The 20,677-nt window shown below is 39.3% G+C and carries 22 protein-coding genes; 19 read left to right on the forward strand and 3 right to left on the reverse strand.

The genetic code is table 11. The features are described from left to right. The first annotated feature begins 177 nt into the window (after positions 1-177). The gene (locus LS69_RS10495; RefSeq protein WP_194145466.1) at positions 178-318 is read left to right on the forward strand and encodes a hypothetical protein; all 141 of its coding nucleotides are present in this window, start codon (positions 178-180) and stop codon (positions 316-318) included. 13 nt (positions 319-331) lie between these two features. Here LS69_RS10495 and dcd read toward each other — a convergent pair whose 3' ends face one another. Next, positions 332-892 (reverse strand): dCTP deaminase, encoded by a 561-nt coding sequence (dcd, locus tag LS69_RS07665; protein WP_138123763.1) that lies wholly within the window; start codon positions 890-892, stop codon positions 332-334. Between the two features lie 116 nt (positions 893-1,008). Between dcd and accB the strand changes: the two genes are divergently transcribed. From accB to LS69_RS07680, 3 genes are all read left to right on the forward strand, one after another. After that, positions 1,009-1,479, forward strand: a complete 471-nt coding sequence (gene accB / locus LS69_RS07670) for an acetyl-CoA carboxylase biotin carboxyl carrier protein (RefSeq protein ID WP_138123765.1) — start codon at positions 1,009-1,011, stop codon at positions 1,477-1,479. Continuing rightward, entirely contained in the window at positions 1,479-2,861 is a 1,383-nt protein-coding gene (locus tag LS69_RS07675; protein ID WP_138123767.1) for an acetyl-CoA carboxylase biotin carboxylase subunit, read from the forward strand. Before accB ends, LS69_RS07675 begins: the two co-directional genes overlap by 1 nt. A gap of 70 nt (positions 2,862-2,931) precedes the next feature. After that, complete coding sequence (locus tag LS69_RS07680; protein ID WP_138123769.1) at positions 2,932-3,687, forward strand: flagellin; 756 nt, start codon at positions 2,932-2,934, stop codon at positions 3,685-3,687. A 65-nt stretch (positions 3,688-3,752) separates the two neighbouring features. On the opposite strand, the gene LS69_RS07685 is transcribed toward LS69_RS07680, so the two are convergent. Next, positions 3,753-5,141 (reverse strand): SLC13 family permease, encoded by a 1,389-nt coding sequence (locus tag LS69_RS07685; RefSeq protein WP_138123771.1) that lies wholly within the window; start codon positions 5,139-5,141, stop codon positions 3,753-3,755. 99 nt (positions 5,142-5,240) lie between these two features. Here LS69_RS07685 and dapF point away from each other — a divergent pair, with 99 nt between their 5' ends. The 14 genes from dapF to LS69_RS07755 all read left to right on the forward strand — a co-directional run bounded on the left by dapF (position 5,241) and on the right by LS69_RS07755 (position 18,375). Further along, on the forward strand, positions 5,241-5,978 hold the full coding sequence (gene dapF / locus LS69_RS07690) for a diaminopimelate epimerase (protein ID WP_138123773.1): 738 nt from the start codon (positions 5,241-5,243) through the stop codon (positions 5,976-5,978). A gap of 132 nt (positions 5,979-6,110) precedes the next feature. After that, positions 6,111-7,148, forward strand: a complete 1,038-nt coding sequence (locus LS69_RS07695) for a D-alanine--D-alanine ligase (protein ID WP_138123775.1) — start codon at positions 6,111-6,113, stop codon at positions 7,146-7,148. Beyond that, a complete protein-coding gene (locus LS69_RS07700; RefSeq protein WP_138123777.1) occupies positions 7,148-7,894 on the forward strand; it encodes an alpha/beta hydrolase in 747 nt (248 codons plus the stop codon). The genes LS69_RS07695 and LS69_RS07700 overlap by 1 nt, the downstream gene beginning before the upstream one ends. 50 nt (positions 7,895-7,944) lie before the next feature. Beyond that, complete coding sequence (murF, locus tag LS69_RS07705; protein WP_194145467.1) at positions 7,945-9,405, forward strand: UDP-N-acetylmuramoyl-tripeptide--D-alanyl-D-alanine ligase; 1,461 nt, start codon at positions 7,945-7,947, stop codon at positions 9,403-9,405. Between the two features lie 82 nt (positions 9,406-9,487). Next, positions 9,488-10,117 carry an HIT domain-containing protein gene (locus tag LS69_RS07710; RefSeq protein WP_138123779.1) on the forward strand — a complete coding sequence of 210 codons (630 nt, stop codon included), beginning with the start codon at positions 9,488-9,490 and terminating at the stop codon, positions 10,115-10,117. Continuing rightward, entirely contained in the window at positions 10,110-10,814 is a 705-nt protein-coding gene (locus tag LS69_RS07715; protein ID WP_138123781.1) for an SIMPL domain-containing protein, read from the forward strand. The genes LS69_RS07710 and LS69_RS07715 overlap by 8 nt, the downstream gene beginning before the upstream one ends. Before the next feature lie 60 nt (positions 10,815-10,874). Then, entirely contained in the window at positions 10,875-12,155 is a 1,281-nt protein-coding gene (locus tag LS69_RS07720; RefSeq protein ID WP_138123783.1) for an amidohydrolase family protein, read from the forward strand. Between the two features lie 30 nt (positions 12,156-12,185). Next, positions 12,186-13,013: a mechanosensitive ion channel domain-containing protein gene (locus tag LS69_RS07725; protein ID WP_138123785.1), complete on the forward strand. Its 828-nt coding sequence runs from the start codon at positions 12,186-12,188 to the stop codon at positions 13,011-13,013. After that, a complete protein-coding gene (locus LS69_RS07730) occupies positions 13,013-14,260 on the forward strand; it encodes an aminofutalosine deaminase family hydrolase (RefSeq protein WP_138123787.1) in 1,248 nt (415 codons plus the stop codon). Before LS69_RS07725 ends, LS69_RS07730 begins: the two co-directional genes overlap by 1 nt. A gap of 8 nt (positions 14,261-14,268) precedes the next feature. Beyond that, positions 14,269-15,693 carry a phosphomannomutase/phosphoglucomutase gene (locus LS69_RS07735; protein ID WP_138123789.1) on the forward strand — a complete coding sequence of 475 codons (1,425 nt, stop codon included), beginning with the start codon at positions 14,269-14,271 and terminating at the stop codon, positions 15,691-15,693. After that, positions 15,693-16,697: a dihydroorotase gene (gene pyrC, locus LS69_RS07740; RefSeq protein WP_138123791.1), complete on the forward strand. Its 1,005-nt coding sequence runs from the start codon at positions 15,693-15,695 to the stop codon at positions 16,695-16,697. The genes LS69_RS07735 and pyrC overlap by 1 nt, the downstream gene beginning before the upstream one ends. Continuing rightward, entirely contained in the window at positions 16,697-17,230 is a 534-nt protein-coding gene (gene coaD, locus LS69_RS07745) for a pantetheine-phosphate adenylyltransferase (protein WP_138123793.1), read from the forward strand. Before pyrC ends, coaD begins: the two co-directional genes overlap by 1 nt. Then, on the forward strand, positions 17,231-17,803 hold the full coding sequence (gene tmk / locus LS69_RS07750; protein ID WP_138123795.1) for a dTMP kinase: 573 nt from the start codon (positions 17,231-17,233) through the stop codon (positions 17,801-17,803). Further along, positions 17,803-18,375 carry a phosphoribosyltransferase family protein gene (locus tag LS69_RS07755; protein WP_138123797.1) on the forward strand — a complete coding sequence of 191 codons (573 nt, stop codon included), beginning with the start codon at positions 17,803-17,805 and terminating at the stop codon, positions 18,373-18,375. The genes tmk and LS69_RS07755 overlap by 1 nt, the downstream gene beginning before the upstream one ends. A gap of 141 nt (positions 18,376-18,516) precedes the next feature. Here the strand turns inward: LS69_RS07755 and LS69_RS07760 are convergent, their stop codons facing one another. Continuing rightward, positions 18,517-19,374 carry an HDOD domain-containing protein gene (locus LS69_RS07760; RefSeq protein WP_138123799.1) on the reverse strand — a complete coding sequence of 286 codons (858 nt, stop codon included), beginning with the start codon at positions 19,372-19,374 and terminating at the stop codon, positions 18,517-18,519. Between the two features lie 150 nt (positions 19,375-19,524). Here LS69_RS07760 and LS69_RS07765 point away from each other — a divergent pair, with 150 nt between their 5' ends. Then, the gene (locus LS69_RS07765) at positions 19,525-20,226 is read left to right on the forward strand and encodes an MqnA/MqnD/SBP family protein (RefSeq protein WP_138123801.1); all 702 of its coding nucleotides are present in this window, start codon (positions 19,525-19,527) and stop codon (positions 20,224-20,226) included. The last annotated feature ends 451 nt before the right edge of the window (positions 20,227-20,677 follow it).

The raw sequence follows: 20,677 nt of genomic DNA on the forward strand, positions 1-20,677 counted from the left end.
TTGTGATGACGGAAGTAGTGAAATTATGGATTGCTAAGGTGTCATTGCGAATGAAGATGGAGCGCACACTGCGTCAGCAGTTTGCCCACACTTGTAAATCCATAATTTTATAAATCATTCGTATTTCTACTGCGTCATTGCGAGATTCTGCATCGAGCTAAATCGTGGCAATCTATAATGTTGCATAAAGCGGATTCTGCAATGGAATCCTTAAAATGGGATTCTTACATTTGGATTGCTTCGTTGCACTTCGTGCGCCCCGTAATGATGGAATGGGATTTTACAATGGCGAGATTTTACATTGCATTTTGTGCTTGAAGCAAAGTGCTGCTTATTTTAAGATTCTAGGCAAGGTAATGCCTTTTTGGCTTTGGTATTTGCCCTTTTTGTCCTTATAGCTCACTTCGCAAGGAGAATCCCCCTCCAAAAACAACACTTGCGCGATTCCCTCATTAGCATAAATTTTAGCAGGAAGTGGCGTAGTGTTGCTGATTTCAATCGTGATATGTCCCTCAAACTCCGGCTCAAAAGGCGTTACATTGACGATGATTCCACAACGCGCATAAGTGCTTTTGCCAAGACAAATCGCCAAAATGTTGCGCGGGATTTTAAAGTATTCAATCGTTCGCGCCAATGCAAAAGAGTTAGGTGGCACAATACACACATCACCGACAAAATCCACCACATTAGCAGAATCAAAGTTTTTTGGGTCCACCACCATCGCATTAATGTTGGTAAAAATCTTAAACTCATTGCTCACCCGAATATCATAACCATAGCTTGATAACCCAAAGCTCACGACGCCTTTGCCCACTTGATTTTCACAAAAAGGCTCAATCATCGCGTGTTTTTGAGCCATTTCGCGAATCCATTTATCTTCTTTTAATCCCATTTGATTCCTTATTTAGTTTTTTAATTAAATTATGATATTATAACAGATTAAACAAGCAAAATTCTTTGGAAATGCCAAAGAAATGCTTAAGATTCTATTTCTAACAAAGGCTTAAAATGAATTTTAAAGAGATAAAAGAACTCATAGAAATCTTTGACGCAAGTAATTTGAATCGTCTTAGCATTTCACAAGAAAATTCAAAAATCAAACTTGAAAAAGGACAAAGTTGCGCTACTTCAGTCGTGGTGGAATCGCAAAACGCGCCACTTAGCGTTCCTACTCTCACACCGCAAAGCCTTCCTCAAATCGCTCCTGTCGCTTCTGCACCTGCTGCGCCGCAACTTTCAGGTGAGACAATTAACTCCCCAATGGTTGGGACTTTTTATCGTTGTCCTTCCCCTGATACTCCTGCTTATGTGAATGTTGGGGATAAAGTCAAAAAAGGACAAACTTTAGGAATCATTGAAGCCATGAAAATTATGAATGAAATTGAAGCGGAGTTTGATTGTGTGATTAAAGAGATTATCCCCAATGACGCGCAACCTGTGGAATACAATTCGCCTTTATTTGTGGTGGAGAAAATCTAATGCAAGAAACACTAAAAGAATCTCCAAAAGAGATTAATACCATTTTAATTGCAAATCGTGGCGAGATTGCCCTAAGAGCAATCCGCACCATCAAAGAAATGGGCAAAAAAGCAATTGCAGTGTATTCTACAGCGGATAAAGATGCGCATTACTTGGACTTAGCGGACGCGAAAGTGTGCATTGGCGGGGATAAATCTAGCGAAAGCTATCTCAATATCCCTGCGATTATTTCCGCAGCGGAGCTTTTTAACGCGGACGCGATTTTTCCCGGATATGGATTCTTAAGCGAGAATCAAAACTTCGTTGAAATTTGCAAACATCACAAGATTGAATTTATAGGACCAAACCCCGATGTAATGGCTCTTATGAGCGATAAAAGCAAGGCAAAAGAAGTGATGAAAAATGCCGGTGTGCCTGTGATTCCCGGAAGCGATGGTGCAGTAGTTTCCAAAGAAGAAGCCCTAAAACTTGCAAAAGAAATCGGCTATCCTGTGATACTTAAAGCCGCAGCGGGTGGCGGCGGACGCGGTATGCGAATCGTGGAGAGAGAAGAGAATATGTTTAATGCCTATCTTGCCGCAGAAAGCGAAGCAATTAGTGCGTTTGGAGATGGCACAATTTATATGGAAAAATTCATTGATAAGCCCAAACATATTGAAGTGCAGATTCTCGCTGATAAACATGGAAATGTTTTGCATGTTGGGGAGCGGGATTGCTCTTTGCAAAGACGCCACCAAAAGCTAATTGAAGAATCCCCAGCACCCACACTAGAGCCTAAAACGCGTCAAAAATTGCTAGAAACCGCTATTACAGCGACAAAAGCTATAAAATATGTTGGTGCAGGGACTTATGAGTTTTTGCTAGATTCCAACCAAAACTTTTATTTTATGGAAATGAATACGCGTTTGCAAGTAGAACACCCTGTAAGTGAGCTTGTTAGCGGATTGGATATTATTGAATTAATGATTCAAATCGCAGAGGGGAAAACCCTGCCCAAGCAAGAAGAAATCTATTTCAAAGGTTGTGCGATGGAATGCAGAATCACAGCGGAAGATCCTGTGAAATTCTATCCATCAGCAGGTAAAATCACGAAATGGATTGCTCCGGGCGGTGGCAATGTGCGCCTTGATAGTCACGCGTATGCAGGTTATGTTGTGCCGATGTTTTACGATTCTATGATTGGCAAACTGATTGTTTGGGGCAAGAATCGCAAAGAAGCAATTGCAAGAATGTCGCGTGCGTTGGACGAGTTTTGCGTGGAGGGAATCAAAACAACGATTGCGTTTCATCAAGAGATGATGAAAAACGATGATTTCAAAAGAGGAGTGATTCACACGAAATATTTAGAGCAAAAAATGGCAAATGAAGCGGAAAAAAGATAAAAGTGGAACGATAAATGCTTGTAGTTTATAAAAATTGCAAGGAAGCAAATTCATTATTAAGGAGATAACAATGAAAATTGGAAACACACAAACCACAAGCGAAAGCTTGATTAATCTAAATAGAGCGAAAAATAACGAAAAAGAGGCGTTGAAAAATATTTCTTCCCCACGACCTTTAGAGGCGACTGATGGTGCGAGTTTGGCATTAGCAAACGCGCTTTTATCTCAAGCAAACTCAATGTCTCAAGGAATCCGCAATGCAAATGACGCGCTAGGTGTGATGCAAATTGCCGATGCGACCCTTTCTAATATTACAGATTCTGCAATTCGTATGAACGAACTTTCTGTTGCTTTGGGAAATCCTGCGTTAAATAGCGAACAAAGAGCAATGATTGAAAGCGAAGCAAATGCGCTTACGCGCTCCATGAGTGATGCGACAAGTCAAGCGGTTTTTAATGGTAAGAATGTTTTTAGTGGGCAAATGAGCTTTGTAACAGGCAATGGAACAGAAAGTATTAATATGCAAGCTCCTAATGTTTCTGGGCTTAGTGTCAATAACCAACAAAGCATTTTGGACTTTATTAACAATGTCAATTCAAAACGCGCGGATATTGGTTCTGCAATGAATGGAATCCAATCAGGAGTGAATGCAAGTATGAATACGGTGGTGAATCTAAAAGCCGCAGAGGGTGGATTAATGAAAGATGATTTGGCGGAAAACTATAATGAACTTAATGCGGCAAAACTTAAAGAAAACGCCTCTCTTTATGCCGCTTCTTTTAACGCGCAATATTTGCAAAGTCGCTTAGACGCATTGCTTGGATAATCCAAAATAAAATAGCCTAAAAGGTGGGATTCTCCTTTCCCACCTAAGTAATGGAATCCGCGCAATCAAAAGAATTTTATAATCCCCAAAACCGCGCCCACGCTTAGACAAACAATAGAAACACCCCAAACATAAAAGAAGCTTTTGCTGATATGTTCTTTGATGCTCACGCCACTGATTCCACAACCTAGAAGTGTTGCTGGGACGACAGGAGAAATAAAAGTCGCACAATTTCTAGCGACAACCATAATAATCGCAATGCTCATAGGGTCAATTCCCAAGGCAGAGGTGATTCCAATGACAATAGGCATAATGCCAAAAAAGTAAGAATCTGTGCAGAAAATTAACGCCATAGGAACTGCGCTAATGCCCACAATAAGCGGAATCAAGATTAATGCCCAATCAGGTAAAATTTCCAAAATCACATTTGCCATCACTTTCATAATGCCTGTTTTGTCAAAAACGCCAATAAGGATTCCAGCCCCAAAAAGCGTTGTTGCCATTAAAATCGCGCTTTTAGAATATTTGTCAATGAGTTTTTGTGCAACTTCTAGCTTGGGATAATTGATAAATAAAGCAAAGCAGAATCCAAGCATAAACAAAAAATAACTTGGAAGAATGTTTGCAACCAAAAGTGCTAGAATCGCCAAAAGCAAGAGAATATTTAAGAAAAATTGGCTACTTTGATGATGTTCGCCAAGTGCTAATTGGTGGAAATCCTCATCAGCTGCAATTCTCCCTGCGCCTCTTTGAATTTCTTGTCTTGCCAAGAAAATCGCAATGCCCAACGCGCATAAAAGCCCTGTGATTTGAATCGGGATTAATTGATGCCAAATCTCGTTTGCTTCTGTGTTAATAATGGTTGCTGCACGCAGTGTTGGACCTCCCCACGGAAGGAGATTCATGACTCCAAGCGAAACTGCCATAATTGTCATTAGTGTTGTTTTACGGATTCCTAACTTTTCATAGATTGGCAACATTGCCGGAATCACTATCAAAAAGCTAGAAGCCCCAGAACCATCTAAATGCACGACAACAGAAATAACCACGGTTAAGATACAAATGCTATATACATTGTTTTTACTGAATCTTAACAGGTAATTAATCATTGTGTTAAAAACACCCGCTTCGTTTAAGAGCCCAAAGAATAGAATCGCAAAAATAAACAAAACCGCTGTGGAGCTTACGCTGTTGATTCCTTGTCGGATAAAGTATTTGAGCGCATTAAAATCAAACACAGGATTCTCCATTTTCGCAAAATACGCAATATCAAACTTTTCTTTAAGGAGACTTCCGATTCCTAAATGAAAATTCGTATCCAACAAAACAAGCAAAATTGCACTTATACCAGAGACGATAATAAAAGCAACCGATGGAGTGGTTTTGTCCGTCAAAAGAAGATAAACAATTAAAATTAGTGAGGCGAAACCCACAAAAGCGAGGAAAAATTCCATAAATATCCTTTTAGAGAAAATCTAGTTATAATAATAGCAGAGTTTTTAGAGAGAATCGCAAAATTTAATTTTTTATGAAAGAAAAATAAGGAGAATTTTATGTTTTTCAGTAAATATTCAGCAAGTGGCAATGACTTTATCATCACACATACTTTTGGGAAGCAAACTTATGCTTTTGATGAATTAGCGCGAAAAGTCTGCAATCGCCATCAAGGAGTGGGTGCAGATGGCTTGATAATCTTGAAGCCACATTTGGAATATGATTTTGAATGGGAGTTTTATAACTGCGATGGTAGTATCGCCACAATGTGTGGCAATGGAAGTCGGGCTGCGGCGATGTATGCGAAAGATTTAGGAATCGCAGGGGATAGACAAAGATTTCTCACACTCGCGGGTGTGATTGACGCAGTAGTGAATCAAGGAGAAGTAGAAAGTGCTTTAAGTGGCGTTGAGGTTTTAAAAGAAGGAATCTTGGAGTTTGGCAACACTTGGGCTTTGATTGATACGGGTGTGCCACATTTGGTTTGTGAGAAAAAAGACGAATTAAACAAAGAGGATTTACGCACATTGCGACACAAATACAATGCTAATGTGAATATCGCCACACTTCAAGGAGATAGAGTGTTGGCGCGGACTTTTGAACGCGGAGTAGAAGACGAGACTTTGGCGTGTGGCACAGGAATGGCAGCAATGTTTTATTATCTGTTTTCTCAAAACAAGATTCCAAATCCTTGTCTTTTTAACCCCGCAAGTAGCGAGGATTTGTATCTAAGGATAGAAAATCAAAGGTTATATCTCAAAGGCAGAGTGCATAAGATTTGTGATTTTGTTTTTTAGGCTTGATGAAAAATATTTTATCATTAAATCAAAATCAATCATTTTATTTTATTGATTTTATAGTCGGAATCCTAGCGACTTTATTTAAACTTTTGGTATGATTTTAGGATTATTTTGTTTGGAGGAAAGATTGTGAATTTTTGTATTTTATTTGGTGGAAAATCCTATGAACACGAAATTAGCATTGTGAGTGCGATTGCGATTAAAAAGTTGCTTCCACAGATTCAACATTTTGTTTTTTTGGACGCTTTGCATAATTTTTATCTTATTCCTGCCCAAAAGATGCAATCCAAATTTTTTAGTTCTCAAGAATATACCAAAGCCCAAAAAATTTACCCCAAAAAAGACGGATTCTTTGTCCGCACATTATTTGGAGAGAAGCCGCTTAATCTGCCTATTTTGATAAACCTCATTCACGGCGGAGACGGGGAAGATGGAAGTGTCGCGAGTTTATTGGATTTTTATGGGATTCCTTATATTGGTCCGCGCAACCCTGCGTGTGTTTTAAGTTTTGATAAAGAACTTACAAAGCTTTTAGCAGAGAGTAGGGGAGTGGCGCGTCTTGAATATCGTGTGCTTTATCGTGATATGCCCTTGCTAGAGGATTTAAAGTTTCCTTTGATTATCAAACCTGCAAGGCTTGGAAGCTCCATTGGGATTAACATCGTAGAATCCAAAGAGAAGTTAGAATACGCGCTAGAATCTGCCTTTGAATTTGATGAAAAAGTCTTGATTGAACCCTTTGTAGAGGGGATTAAAGAATATAATTTGGCAGGTTTTAAGTCTAAAGAGGGAATGCAGTTTTCTTTTATAGAAGAACCAGAAAAAAAGAAATATTTGGATTTTGAAAAGAAATATTTGGATTTCTCGCGCACAGGAAACGCCAAAGAAGCGGATATTCCGCAGGATTTAAAGCAGACTTTAGAAGCAAACTTTAGCAAACTCTATCAGAATCTCTTTGAAGGCGCGTTGATTCGTTGCGATTTTTTTGTCAAAGACAATCAGTGTTATTTAAATGAAATCAATCCGATTCCCGGAAGTCTTGCAAATTATTTATTTAAGGATTTTCAAACCGCCTTACAAGAAATTTCTAAAGCACTTCCAAAGCCCAATGAAATCAAAGTTGCTTATGAGTTTTTGCATAAAATTCAATTCGCAAAAGGCAAATAGTGGCGCAAAAAAGAATAGAATATCAAGGGCAAGTTTTCACAATTTCTTATGAAATTGTAGAATCCCAAAACAAAACCGCGCCGATTCTTGTCATCTTGCATGGTTGGGGAGCTAGTAAAGCCTTGATGAAACAAGCTTTTGGTTCTTTATTTCAGGAATTTAGGCATTGCTACATTGATATGCCCGGATTTGGAAACTCCCCTACGCCTCCTTTTGCGCTGAATACTTTTGATTATGCAGAAATCCTCAAAATTTTTTTAAAGCAGCTTACAATAGAGCCTTGCCAATGCACGATTTTAGGGCATAGTTTTGGAGGCAAAGTTGCGACTTTGTTACAACCCAAAGAGCTGATTTTGCTAAGTAGCGCGGGGATTAGAGTGCCAAAAACTCTTAAGATTCGTCTAAAAATCGTGATTGCCAAATCCCTTAATCGTCTCGCGCCCAAGCTCAATGGAATCTTAAAGCGTTTTTTGCGTTCTAAAGATGTAGAAAATATGGACGAAATTATGTATCAAACCTTTAAAAATGTCGTAGATGAGGATTTTACAAGCATTTTTGCGTCTTTTAAGAATCCTTGTTATATTTTTTGGGGAGAAAACGACCTTGCTACGCCTTTAAAATCTGGTGAGAGGATTCATTCTTTGATACAAGATTCCAAGCTTTTTGTGTTAAAAGAAGATCATTTTTTCTTTTTAAAGGGTGCAAAAGAGATTGAAAAATTGTATTTCAACGCCAAAAATAAATAAAATTTATCTAAAATTCGCTAGAATTGCGTAATTTTTCTTAAGGATTCCATTTGCAAAGCATTGATATTTTCATTATGGCGACCCGTTGGATTTTTCTTATCGCGTTGGGCTACTATGCGATGATAAATCTCCAATGGTATCATTACAAAGTTATGCGTGTGCTATTTAGGCATCACAAGCAAAAGTGGCATTTGTTTTATTTTGTTTTGCCGGTTGTTTATTTTGTCTTGATTCCAAATAATCTCTATTTTTATGTTGGCTTGTATCTTTACCTTATTTTGTTGGGTATATGGGTTTTTCATCTAAGCAAACGCTTGGTGCTGACAAGTAGAGTATTGCGCTTTTTTGGCTTGTATATCGCCTTTATTTTGTTTAATGAATTGTTGCTTTTAAAAGTCGCAGAATATTCCTTTTTGATTCAAATGGTGTATTTATTCCCGCTTTTTATTTCTATTGCACTTTCTTCTTTGTTGGAAAAAATCCTACTCAATCGTTACAAGAAACTTGCAACCGATAAACTAGAGAGTATGCCAAACCTCACAATCATCGCTGTAACCGGTAGCTATGGTAAAACAAGCCTTAAAAATTTCTTGTTTCAAATGCTACAAGAAAGTTTCAAAGTCTATGCTACGCCAAGAAGCGTAAATACACTTACGGGAATCATTGCCGATATTAATCAAAACCTTTCGCCTCTAACGGATATTTATATCGTAGAAGCAGGTGCTAGAGGCGCGGGAGATATTAAAGAGATTGTGGATTTGCTTTCTCCGCAAATTGCAGTTGTGGGGAAAATTGGCGAGGCGCATATTGAATACTTCAAGAGCATAGAAAACATTTATAGCGCAAAATACGAGATTTTAGAGAGCAAAGATTTGCGTCAAGCCTATATTTACGAGGGAAATATCCAGCCGACGAATTGTCCTGTTAGAATCGTGAATTTCCCTAAAGATGTGAGTGAAATCGTAGCAACGCTTGAAGGGACGCGATTTACCCTTAAAATTGGTGGCAAAAAGCTAGACTTTACGACGCGCATTTTGGGCGCATTTAATGTGATTAATATTAGTGCTGCGATTGCGGTGGCGAAAGATTTGGGCGTGAGTGATGAGCATTTAATCAAGCGTGTGCAGAAGCTAGAACCCATCAACCACCGCTTAAGCAAAATTGTCGTCAATGAAAAAATCATTTTAGATGATAGTTATAATGGGAATCTTGATGGAATGCTTGAAGCCATTCGCCTTTCTTCTTTACATAATGGCAAGAAGATTATCGTAACACCGGGTCTTGTAGAAAGCTCAAAAGAAGCTAATATTACGCTTGGTGAAGCGATTGATAAAGTCTTTGACCTTGCGATTATCACCGGTGAATTAAACTCTAAGCTTTTGCGCAAATCCATTCATAAACCCCAAAAAATAATCCTCAAAGATAAAGCACATATTGAACATATTTTGAAAACTACCACCGATAGCGGGAATCTGATTCTTTTTGCTAACGACGCGCCAAGCTATATTTAAGGCGCGTTTGGATTTTTTTAAAATTAGAAACTAAAACAATTTAGCAGAATCCAAAAACACAGAAAACAACGAGGAAATCAAAATGAATTATCTTTATGCTCCATGGCGCAGTGGTTATTTCAGTGGAAAAAGCCAAGAATGCGTTTTTTGTGCGATTTCACAAGGAATTAATTTATGCGAAAATACTATCAAAACGCAAGAGAATTGGCTACCTAAAGAAGCAAGAATCAAAGAAGTAAAAGAGTTTGCGATTCCTTTTAATCATGGAGATTTTACACAATCAGACTTTGCAAATCGTGTATTTTATCGCGATGAAAAGGTGTTTTGCGTGATGAATAAGTTTCCTTATACGCCCGGGCATTTTTTGGTGATTCCGCATTTGCACACGCATTCTCCGGAGCTTTTGGATATGGAGGTTTGGTTACATTTACAAAAGATTGCATATCAAGGCGTGGCACTTTTAAAAGAGTTTGGCGCACAAGGAATCAATCTAGGAATGAATATTGAACGCGCCGGAGGTGCGGGGATTCCGGAACATTTGCATTTGCATTTGATTCCGCGATTCATTGGTGATACGAATTTTTTTACAACCATTGGCGATAGTCGCGCTTATGGGGTGGATTTTGATGCGATTTTTGCGCGTATTTGCGCACTTGCCCAAACATATTTTAAAGATTTTTCAAGAGAATCCCAAAGGAGAAAAAATGGATAAAATCAGCGCAATCGTGCTTGGTGTGTGTTTGATTGTAAGTAGTGCGATTCTTGGTATGGGTGCAAAAGAGGCAATCAAAGAGTTTCGCGCAGGTGAGCGCAGTGTCGTTGTCAAAGGCTTAAGCGAGAAAGAAGTTGCGGCAGATGTGATGATTTTGCCTCTTAAGTTCCGCCTTGCAAACAATGATTTGCATGCACTTTACACGGAGGCAGAGCGCAACTCTAAAAAAATTGTGGAGTTTTTGCAAAAGCTAGGATTCCATTCTGATGAAATTACGATTGGCTCACCCAATATCACAGATAAACTAAGTAATGAATATGGCAGTGATGGCGCAATCACTTATCGTTATTCCGGTAGTGGCGAGGTGATTTTATATACCAAGCAAGTTGCGCTTGGACGCGAGATATTTGGGCGCATTACAGAGCTTGGATTGGAGGGGATTGTGATTAAAATCAACGCCTATGAGGTGGAGTATGGCTACACACAACTCAATGCAATCAAGCCACAAATGATTGAAGAATCCACGCTAAAAGCTAGAGAATCCGCACTGAAGTTTGCAAAAGATTCCAATAGCAAACTTGGTAAAATCAAACGCGCCACGCAAGGGCAGTTTAGTATTACAAATCGCGACCAAAACACCCCACATATCAAAAATATCCGCGTGGTTTCTACGATAGAATATTATTTGGAGGATTAAAATTAATTTTTTAGCTTAAATTTGCCATAATTTCCAAATTTATTTTCAAAAGGGCGCGTGATGATAATCAAAGGAGCGATGGTTTGTGATGCTAATGGGGAACAAAGAGGTGATGTCCGAATTGAAGAGGGTAAGATTATCGCGGTAGAGCGGAGCATTATGCCAAAAAGCGGCGAAGAAGTCTTAGAGGCAGAGAATCTTGTTTTGCTTCCGGGCGCGATTGATTTAAACACACGCGTAGAAAACTCTACTCTAAGCAAAGAAAATCTCCTAAAACTTTCACATAAAGCAGCACGAGGCGGAATCTCACAGGCGGTTTTGATTCCAGATTGCAAGCCAACAACAAGTAGCGAATTAGGATTGGAATTACTAAACGCGCTTAAAGATGATTTTAAGGCGCAAATTTTGGGCATTTCAGACGCTATTAACGCAGAGAATCCAAAGTCTTTAAATGAACTTGCGATTCTGCATAAAAAAGGCGCGAAGGGAATCTTTGCGAAGTCAAACATTGATGGGAATTTATTGCGACGCGCTTGTGAGTTTGCATTAATGTTTGATGAGCCTATGTTTTTTTCTTGTGAAGACGAATCCCTAAGTGCAAATGGCGTAATGAACGATGGTGAGCTTTCCTCTCGGCTTGGATTGCCCTCTATCCCGACTTTAAGTGAGACGAAAGAAGTCGCGCAAATTAGCGAAGTTGCAAGATTTATGGGCGTGAAAGCTATTTTTTTAGCACTTGCAAGTGAGCGAAGCGTAGAAATCGTTTGTGAAGCAAAAAACGCCAATCTAAGCTTAAAACCCTCACAGCAAAAGATTCCAAATCTTTTCTTACAAACCTCCATTCATCATTTAATGCTAACAGAAGATTTGTGTAATCACTACAATACCGCAGCCAAAATCAAGCCCCCTTTGAAATCCGAATCCACTCGCGCTAAATTGCTTAGGCGCGTCAAAAAGGGAGAAATTGAACTCATTACTTCTTTGCAATCTGCGAAATCCCAAGAGCAAAAAGACCTTGCATTTGAAGAGGCGGCTTTTGGGATTGATATGATTGAATGCTTTGTCCCTATGTGCTATACCTTGTTTGTCAAGAATGAGCGAATGACTTTAAGAGATTTAAGCAGGATTTTGAGTTTGAATCCAGCGAATGTCTTAGGATTCCAGCATAAAGGATTGATTCAAGAGGATTATGACGCGGATTTGATTTTGATAGATCCTAAAGAAACTTGCATAATGGACAATCCCGATTCGCCTTATAATGATTGGATATTTTATGGTGCGGTGAAAGAAATGTTTGTTGAGGGTAAGCGATGTTTGGGATTCCGCGCAAACCATTCGTGAAAAACTAGATAAAATTTAGGAGTTTATTATATGGAAGAGAGATTTTTGCTCATTTGGGATAGATTTGAAAATTGGTTTTTTAGTTTTTTGCCCAACTTCATTAGTGCGGCATTTATTTTGGTTATTGGATATTATCTTTCGCGAATCCTCTCTAAATATGTTTCTAAGATTGTGATTAAAGCAACCAAAGATGAGACTTTAGGCGAGTTTTTAAAAAATGTCGTGTTTGTGGCGGTTTTGATTTTGACGATTATTACCGCACTTTCTAATTTGGGTGTCAAAACAACCTCTATTATCGCGGTTTTGGGAACTGCGGGTTTGGCGATTGCACTTTCTTTGAAAGATTCTTTATCTAACCTTGCAAGTGGAATCTTGCTTGTTGTTTTACGCCATTTCAACAAGGGCGATACAATCTCTGTTGGCTCTATCACGGGCAAAGTGGATTCTATTAATTTGTTTCAAACCAAACTCACAACTTTAGATAATCAAGTCGTGGTTTTGCCTAATTCTAGTATCGTGAGTGCGCCAATTATTAATATCAACGCCAACGAAAGGCGCAGAATGGATTTGATTTTTGGGATTGGCTATACAAGTGATTTGCAAAAAGCTAAGCAAGTATTAGAGGAAATCGTCCAAGAAGAACCTTTGATTTTGGACGAGCCAAAGCCCGTAATCGGTGTGCATGCGCTTAATGCGAGTAGTGTGGATTTGATTGTGCGTTTTTGGGTTAAAAGTGAAAATTATTTCACCGCCAACCTTGTTATGCAACAAAAAGTCAAAATGCGTTTTGACGCGGAGGGGATTGAGATTCCTTATAACAAACTTGATGTTAATCTTAACCAAAGTAGTAATTCATAATGCAAATTCTTGGTGCAGATTTTGTCGTGCTTTGTGATGCGGATTTTCGCGTCTTACAACAAGGCGGAATCTGCTTTGAAAATGGTGAGATTGTAGCGATTCATTCCTATGCTAAGTTGTGCGAACAATATCCCAATGCGACAAGCCATTATTACAAATCCTGCGCAATTACTCCTGCGTTGGCGAATCTGCATTTGCATTTGGAGTTTAGCCAAAACGAGGGAATGTTGCATTTTGGGGAATTTGGCAAATGGCTTGATAGCGTGATTGCAAATCGCGAAGAGTTGATGAATGCGGACTTACAAAGCGCGATGGAACAAGGCGTTAGAGAATGTTTGCAAAGTGGCGTGGGGTTTGTCGGTGCGATTTCAAGCTATGGGTATGATTTGGAGATTCTATCAAAATCTCCTTTGCGTGTATTGTATTTCAATGAAGTGATTGGCTCTAACGAAGAAGCTTCGGATTTTCTTTTTCAAAACTTCCTTGCGCGATTGCAGGATTCCAAATCCAAGCAAAGCGAGAGATTTTTTCCGGCTGTTGCGATTCATTCTCCCTATTCGGTGCATTCTAAATTGCTTGAAAAAACGCTTGAAGTTGCTAAAGCAGAAAAGTTGCCTTTAAGTGTGCATTTTTTGGAATCTTTCGCAGAAAAAGTTTGGCTAGAATCAAGTAGTGGATATTTCAAGGATTTTTATCGGAAGTTTTTTGGAAGTGATTTGCACTCTTTTTATAGTGCGCAAAGCTTTTTGGAATTTTTTAAAGATACGAAAAACGCTTATTTTGTGCATTGTTTGGAAGCGGATTCTGATATACTTAAGGAAATTTCCGCACTGCAAGGGAAAATCATCAGCTGCCCTAAATCTAATCGTTTGCTAAACTCCAAACTCCTAAATCTTCAAGCATTAAAAGAATACGGGATTCCATTGTGTTTAGGCACAGATGGCAAAAGCTCCAATGATTCCCTTTCTTTGTTAGATGAAATGCGCATTGCTTTGTTCGCGTATTGCGGTGAATCTTTGGAATCTTTGGCTAGAGAATTGTTACTTGGCGTAACGCGCAATGCGTTTTTGAATACACAATGGAATCTTGGCTCTTTGAGTGTTGGGAATTTAGCGGATTTCGCGGTGTTTAAAATGCCTAAAGATTCCAAAGATGAAAGATTTTTGGCGCAGAATTTGATTTTGTATTGTAAAAAAGCAGAGGCACTTTATATCAATGGAGTGGAAGTTTTGGAAAATTTAAAATAAGGAAACAAGTGCAAAAATTGGCAATTTTTAGAGAATACGATATTCGTGGGATTTATAATGAGGATTTAACGCGAGAAAATGTTACGCGCATTGGCTATCTTTTGGGATTGGAATTGCAAAAAAGAGGCGGCAAAAATTTGGGCATTGGATACGATGCGCGTGTGCATTCGGAGATAATTTTTGATTGGTTTTGTCAAGGCGTGTTTGCAAGTGGCGCAGTGGCGTATCATTTGGGTAGGATTCCAACTCCTGTGGGGTATTTCGCGCTTTATAGTGAGTTTAAGATAGAATCACAAGTGCTTAAACTTGATGGAAGCGTGATGATTACAGGCTCACACAACCCGCCAAAATACAATGGATTTAAGATTACGCTTTGTAAAGAGCCGTTTTTTGGCGAGGAAATTTACGCGCTAGAGCGGGAGTTTTACGCGCTAGATTTTGAAGAAGTTGCGCAGAAGATTCCACCTCATATTGAGCCACAAAAGTTAAATGTTTTGGATTTGTATGTGGATTATTTGGCAAAAGAGTTTGCGCATCTTAAAGGGCTAGAATTGCCTCTTGCAATAGATTGTGGCAATGGAATCGCAGGGGTTGGAATCGGGCGTATTTTGGAGCGTTTGGGGATTCCATTTAAAGGCTTGTTTTTTGAACCCGATGGGAATTTCCCAAACCACCACCCAGACCCTAGCGAGGAAAAGAATCTACAAGAATTAAAAAACGAAGTTGCCAAAATGGGAGGTGTTGGATTCGCATTTGATGGAGATGGCGATAGATTGGCGTTAATCAAACACACGCAAAAAGGCGAAAAAGTTTATAAAGGCGATGAACTTGCCATCGTTTTTGCTCATACGATTCCAAATCCTATTGTTATTGGTGAGGTGAAATGCTCCTTAAATATGTATGAAAGCATTGATAAAATCGGGCAGAGCATTATGTATAAAACAGGACATAGCAATCTTAAAGTCAAGCTTAAAGAAAGTGGCGCACATATGGCGTTTGAAGTCAGTGGGCATATTTTTTTCAATGATAGGTATTTTGGGTTTGATGACGCGACTTATGCTGCGTTGCGCGTATTAGAATTGCTCAAACAAAGCGGTTTAGAGTTTGATAAAGTGCTAGAATCTTTGCCGAAACTCTATTCTACTGATGAAATAAAAATAGAAACTTGCGAGGAGAAAAAGTTTGTTTTGGTTGAAAAACTCAAAAATCTTTTGGAGAATCCCGCAAGTCTCCCCAAAGATTTTCCAAAGATTCTTAAAATCATTTCTATTGATGGGGTGCGCGTGATTTTTGAACAAGGCTGGGGGCTTGTGCGAGCAAGCAACACAACGCCCGTGCTTGTAACGCGCTTTGAAGCCAAAAGTTTAGAATCCCTTGAAAACTATCAAAACGCACTTTTGGGATTGCTAGAATCCATACTTAAGGAGAAATAATGGAACAAATTACGCTCAAATCCCCTTTGGATATGCACCTGCATTTGCGTGATGGAGAAGTGTTAAAGAGTGTTGCAAAATACACTGCTAAAAGCTTCAGTGGCGCACTTGTAATGCCAAACCTTAATCCCCCAATTCTTAATGTGGATTCTGCACTTGCTTACAAACAACGAATCTTAGAGGCAATGGGTGAGGAAAAATTCAACCCGATGATGTCGCTGTATTTGACAGAGAGTTTGGATAGAAATGAGCTACTTAAGGCAAAGGATAATGGGATTTGTTTTCTCAAACTTTATCCTAAAGGCGCGACAACAGGCAGTGAAAATGGAGTAAGCGAGATTTTGAATCCAAAAATCTTGGAGATTTTGGAGATTGCGCAGGAATTGGATTTGATTTTAAGCATTCATGGAGAAAGCAATGGATTTGTGCTAGAGCGTGAAGCGGAATTTCATCAGGTTTTCATAGAGCTCGCAGAGACTTTTCCGCGTCTTAAAATTATCTTTGAACATTTAAGTGATAGACGCTCCATTGCCGTGGTGGAAAAATACCCAAATCTTTATGCAACTTTGACTTTGCACCATATTAGTATGAGTTTGGACGATGTGATTGGCGGTGCGCTAAATCCTCACGCGTTTTGTAAGCCTATTTTAAAAACCCCCAAAGATAGGGACGCGCTTAGAGAAGTCGCCTTAAATGCGCATTCAAAATTCTCCTTTGGTAGCGATTCTGCTCCGCATTTACAAGGAAGTAAAGAGAATGCAAAAGGCGCGGCAGGGATTTTTAGCGCACCGATTCTTTTGCCAACTCTTGCGATGATATTTGAAGCGCACGATAAAATGGACAATTTAGAACGCTTTGTAAGCCTCAATGCGCAAAGAATCTATGGAATCCATGCAAGTGATAAACAAGTGATATTGGTCAAAAAACCTATGGCGATTCCGCACGAGATTCATGGAATTGTCCCGCTAAATGCCGGTGGTTCGCTCACTTGGAGTTTTGGCTAATGTCTAAAATTGCAGTATATCCCGGCACTTTTGACCCAATTACCAAGGGGCATTTAGATGTGATTTGGCGCGCGTGTAAGTTGTTTGATGCGTTGATTATCGCCGTGGCGAAGTCTAGTAGCAAAAATCCGCTTTTTTCTCTTGCAGAGCGCGTTGATATGGTGAATCTCGCGATTTTGGAATCTCAAGAGATTGCTTCTCGTGTGCGCGTGTATGCATTTGATAATTTAATCGCAGATTTCGCTAAGGAGCATCAAGTCAAAGTCCTTGTGCGTGGGCTTAGGGCTGTAAGTGATTTTGAATACGAATTGCAAATGGGCTATGCTAATGCGTCTTTGAATCGTGAGTTGGAGACGATTTATTTAATGCCCTCACTCCAAAATGCTTTTATTAGCTCCACGGTGGTGCGTTCGATTCTTTTGCATGGAGGGGAGATTGCGCATTTAGTGCCAAATTCTGTTAAGGCGCGAATTGACAGCTTAAGGGCGTCAAAAAATACAGAATCCAACGATTGCGATTCTAAGGATTCTTAAATGTATTGTGTCATAGAGGGGATTGATACAAGCGGGAAAAGCACACAGATTCGGGCATTAAAGGAAATCTATAAACAGGCAGTTTTTACCTTTGAACCCGGTGCGACAGAGGTTGGCAAAGAGATTCGCAGGATTTTGTTAGAACAAAACAATTTTCATTTGAGCGCACAAACGGAAGTTTTGTTATTTTTGGCGGACAGAGCCGAGCATAGTGCGCAGGTTTTGCAACCTAATTTGAATCGTCTCATCATTAGCGACCGCAGTTTGATTTCGGGTATCGCATACGCAAAAGACTTTGATTTTGGGATTTTAAAGAGTTTGAATCTGTTTGCGACGCGTGGAATCTTGCCCAATAAAGTTGTGTTGCTAGAATTAAATCAAGAAGTCCTTGAAGCGCGATTGGGCGCAAAAAGTGAGGATAAAATAGAAAGTCGCGGAATCGCATATTTGCTTGAGCTTCAAGAGCGACTAGGGGTGGTTATTGAGGGGTTGGGCATAGAATCGCTTAGGATTCCTGCGGATTTGCCACAAGCGACAATTACAGCTAGAATCGTGGATTTTATCAACGCATAATGCGCTGTTTGATTTGTGGAGATTGGACCTTTGCGACTTTTTGCAAGGCGTGTTTGGAGAGCATTAAAATCGTCCCAAGATGTAGAGAAATGGGAGATTTTAAGGTTTATAGTTTTTTTACTTTTAGTGAGATTGAATATCTGCTCCACACGAAATATCAAGTGATAGGCAGCAAAGTCTATGGAATCCTAGCCAAAAAGGCAAGTCAATACCTTAAGAATGCTTTAGAGATTCCGCTTAATGCCTATGCGGTTGGGATTGATGATAAGGTGAGTGCGTCGGGTTACGCGCATAATGCGATTTTGTTGTATCACTTTAAGAAAGCCGGGCTACAACCTCTGTATCAGACGCTGTATGCGAAAAATCTAGTCTCGTATGCGGGAAAAAATCTTAAATTCCGCCAACAAAACCCGCGCGAATTTTATCTTAAGCGAGAAATATGTGGCAAAGAGATTGTGCTAGTCGATGATATTATCACCACAGGCTTGACGCTAGAGGAAGCAAAAGGGTTTTTGGAATCCAAAGGCGCGAAAGTTTTAAACGCTTTTGTTCTAGCAGACGCGAGATATTAAGGGATTTAGGAGCTTTTTGCTTGTTAGCTAAAGATTTGTGAAACCTAAAGAGAGATTGTAGAATCCTAAATCCACTCTTGCAAGGCGCACGGGGTGGATTTAAGATTCTTGAATGCAAAATCTTGCAATGGGCGATGGAATCTAATCGTCTATGTCTTTCATCATATTATCTTGCGCGGCTTTTGGGAGCTTTGCCAAGAAGTTACCCATATTGAAATCAACTCCTTGATTGGTTGCTTCGTTGATTAGGGCAATGGATTTTTTAGAATTAAAAGCACTTAAAGGGTGGTAAGGCTCAAAAAGACAATTCGTAACTGCCAACGCATAGGCACTTTTTTTGATTTCGCTAGAAGCTGCGTGGGGGTTTTCTATGTGGGTGATACTTTGGACAAGTCTTTCGTCAAACTGCCAATAATCAAACAAGAATCCCAAAAACGCTACATGATCTACGCCGCAATATTGGTTTTCTAATTCAAAAACATTTTGGAAATTATACGCTTGATTTTCGCTTAGAAATTCTTTGTCTTTGCCGGATTTAAGAAGCATATCAGCGAGTAAAATCATACCCAATCGCAACAACATAGCGCACGGCACAAGCTCGTTTGAAAGGGCTTTGTCTTCTTCTTGTAACCAAGTTGAAATGAAATCCACTTCATTAGAGCAATTCGCCAAAAACACGCCTGTATCCAATCCATAAGGTGAAACATCAATGGAGAAGTTAGAACGAATAGAGTTTGCAAGAACAACATTTTTGATATTGCTAATACCAAGCAAGGAAACGACTTGTTGGATTGTGGTAACTTGATGAGAAAAGCCATAAAACGGCGAGTTTGCAAGGCGCAAAAGTTCGGCAATCAACAAAGGGTCTTTGGAAATAATCGCAACGACTTTGCTAATCTCTAAATCCGCCCCGCTAGAATCAATATAATCACGCAATTCAATTACGGTTTTAGGGAGGGGTGGTAAATCTTTGATGGTCTCTAAAAGTAATTCATTCATTGAAAACTTCCTATCCTGATGTTTTTTGGAATTAATTTATTATTTTATAGTATTTTTAGTAAAACATTACTTTATGAAGTGATTAAATTTAAAAAAATGATATAAAATTATCAATAAATGGTAAAATAAGGAAAATTTTAAGGGGATTCTATGCGTTTCGGCAAAATTGACTATCTCAATCTTTTACCTTTTGAAGTTTTTGTTCGCTCTTATCCAAAACCCTCGCATTTTGGAATCTTTTATAACAAGAAAAAATCCTACCCCGCAAAGCTGAATCGCGAATTTTTATTTGGACGCATTGACGCGGGATTTGTGTCTTCTATCACTGCGCTTCGGGCTAGAAAAGAGCGTTTTAAGGCGACGCAAGTAGGAATCGTAGCGCGTAAAGAGGTTTTAAGTGTGATTTGTTTACCAAAGGAAAAGGGCGAAGATTACCAATCTGCTACTTCCAACGCGCTTTTAAAAGTTTTGAAGCTTCAAGGGCGCGTATTGATTGGAGATAGGGCATTGGTAGAAGTGCTAAAGCAAGAATCCCAAAAAAGGCAAGATTATGTGGATTTGGGTAAATTTTGGGTAAAACGGGAGCATTTGCCCTTTGTCTTTGGGAGATTATGCGTGAAAAAAAATTGCGCCTTTTATGAGAGATTAGTCCAAGCTTTTTATAAAAAACGCGTGAAGATTCCGTATTTCTGTCTCGCCAAAGCGTCAAAAACAAGCGGAATCGCTAAGAATGAGATTTTGAATTATCTCAAAGTCTTATCCTATCGGATTGACAAAAAAGCAAATTTTGGCGTGGAGAGATTCTATCGGAATCTAAGGATTTTAGGGATTAAAGCCCCACGAAGATTCTAGTGCTTTGTAGTGTGCGCCACCACCTTGCCTCATTGTGTGGCGTGAGGCAATGTAGCGCACATTGTATGAGCAATTTGCCCATACTTGCAAATCCATAATCTAAGCAACTAAAGAATACAACAATGGAATCCCAAAAATCCGCATTACATTACAATCCAAACCAAAGCCTAATGCAAAACTCACAGACAAGAAAAGGCAACCTTGATTTTCTCTAAAACAAGTTTTAGGGAAATCTTTCCTTATTGCCCGTTTATCTTACATATTGGTTTTTGCCTTTTGTCATTATGCGGAATCTCGCAATGACGCAGTGGTAGAATCCTCTTAAGTTTTATCATTATAGATTTGCAAGTGTGGGGGGGTGAGTTGCTAACGCAACACACGCCACGAGATTCTAACGAATCTCTCGCAATGACAATAAACAATGCAGAATCCCACAATCACAATAAACAAT

Origin of the sequence: Helicobacter sp. MIT 05-5294 (genome assembly GCF_000765675.1) — a bacterium.
Lineage (GTDB): Bacteria > Campylobacterota > Campylobacteria > Campylobacterales > Helicobacteraceae > Helicobacter_D.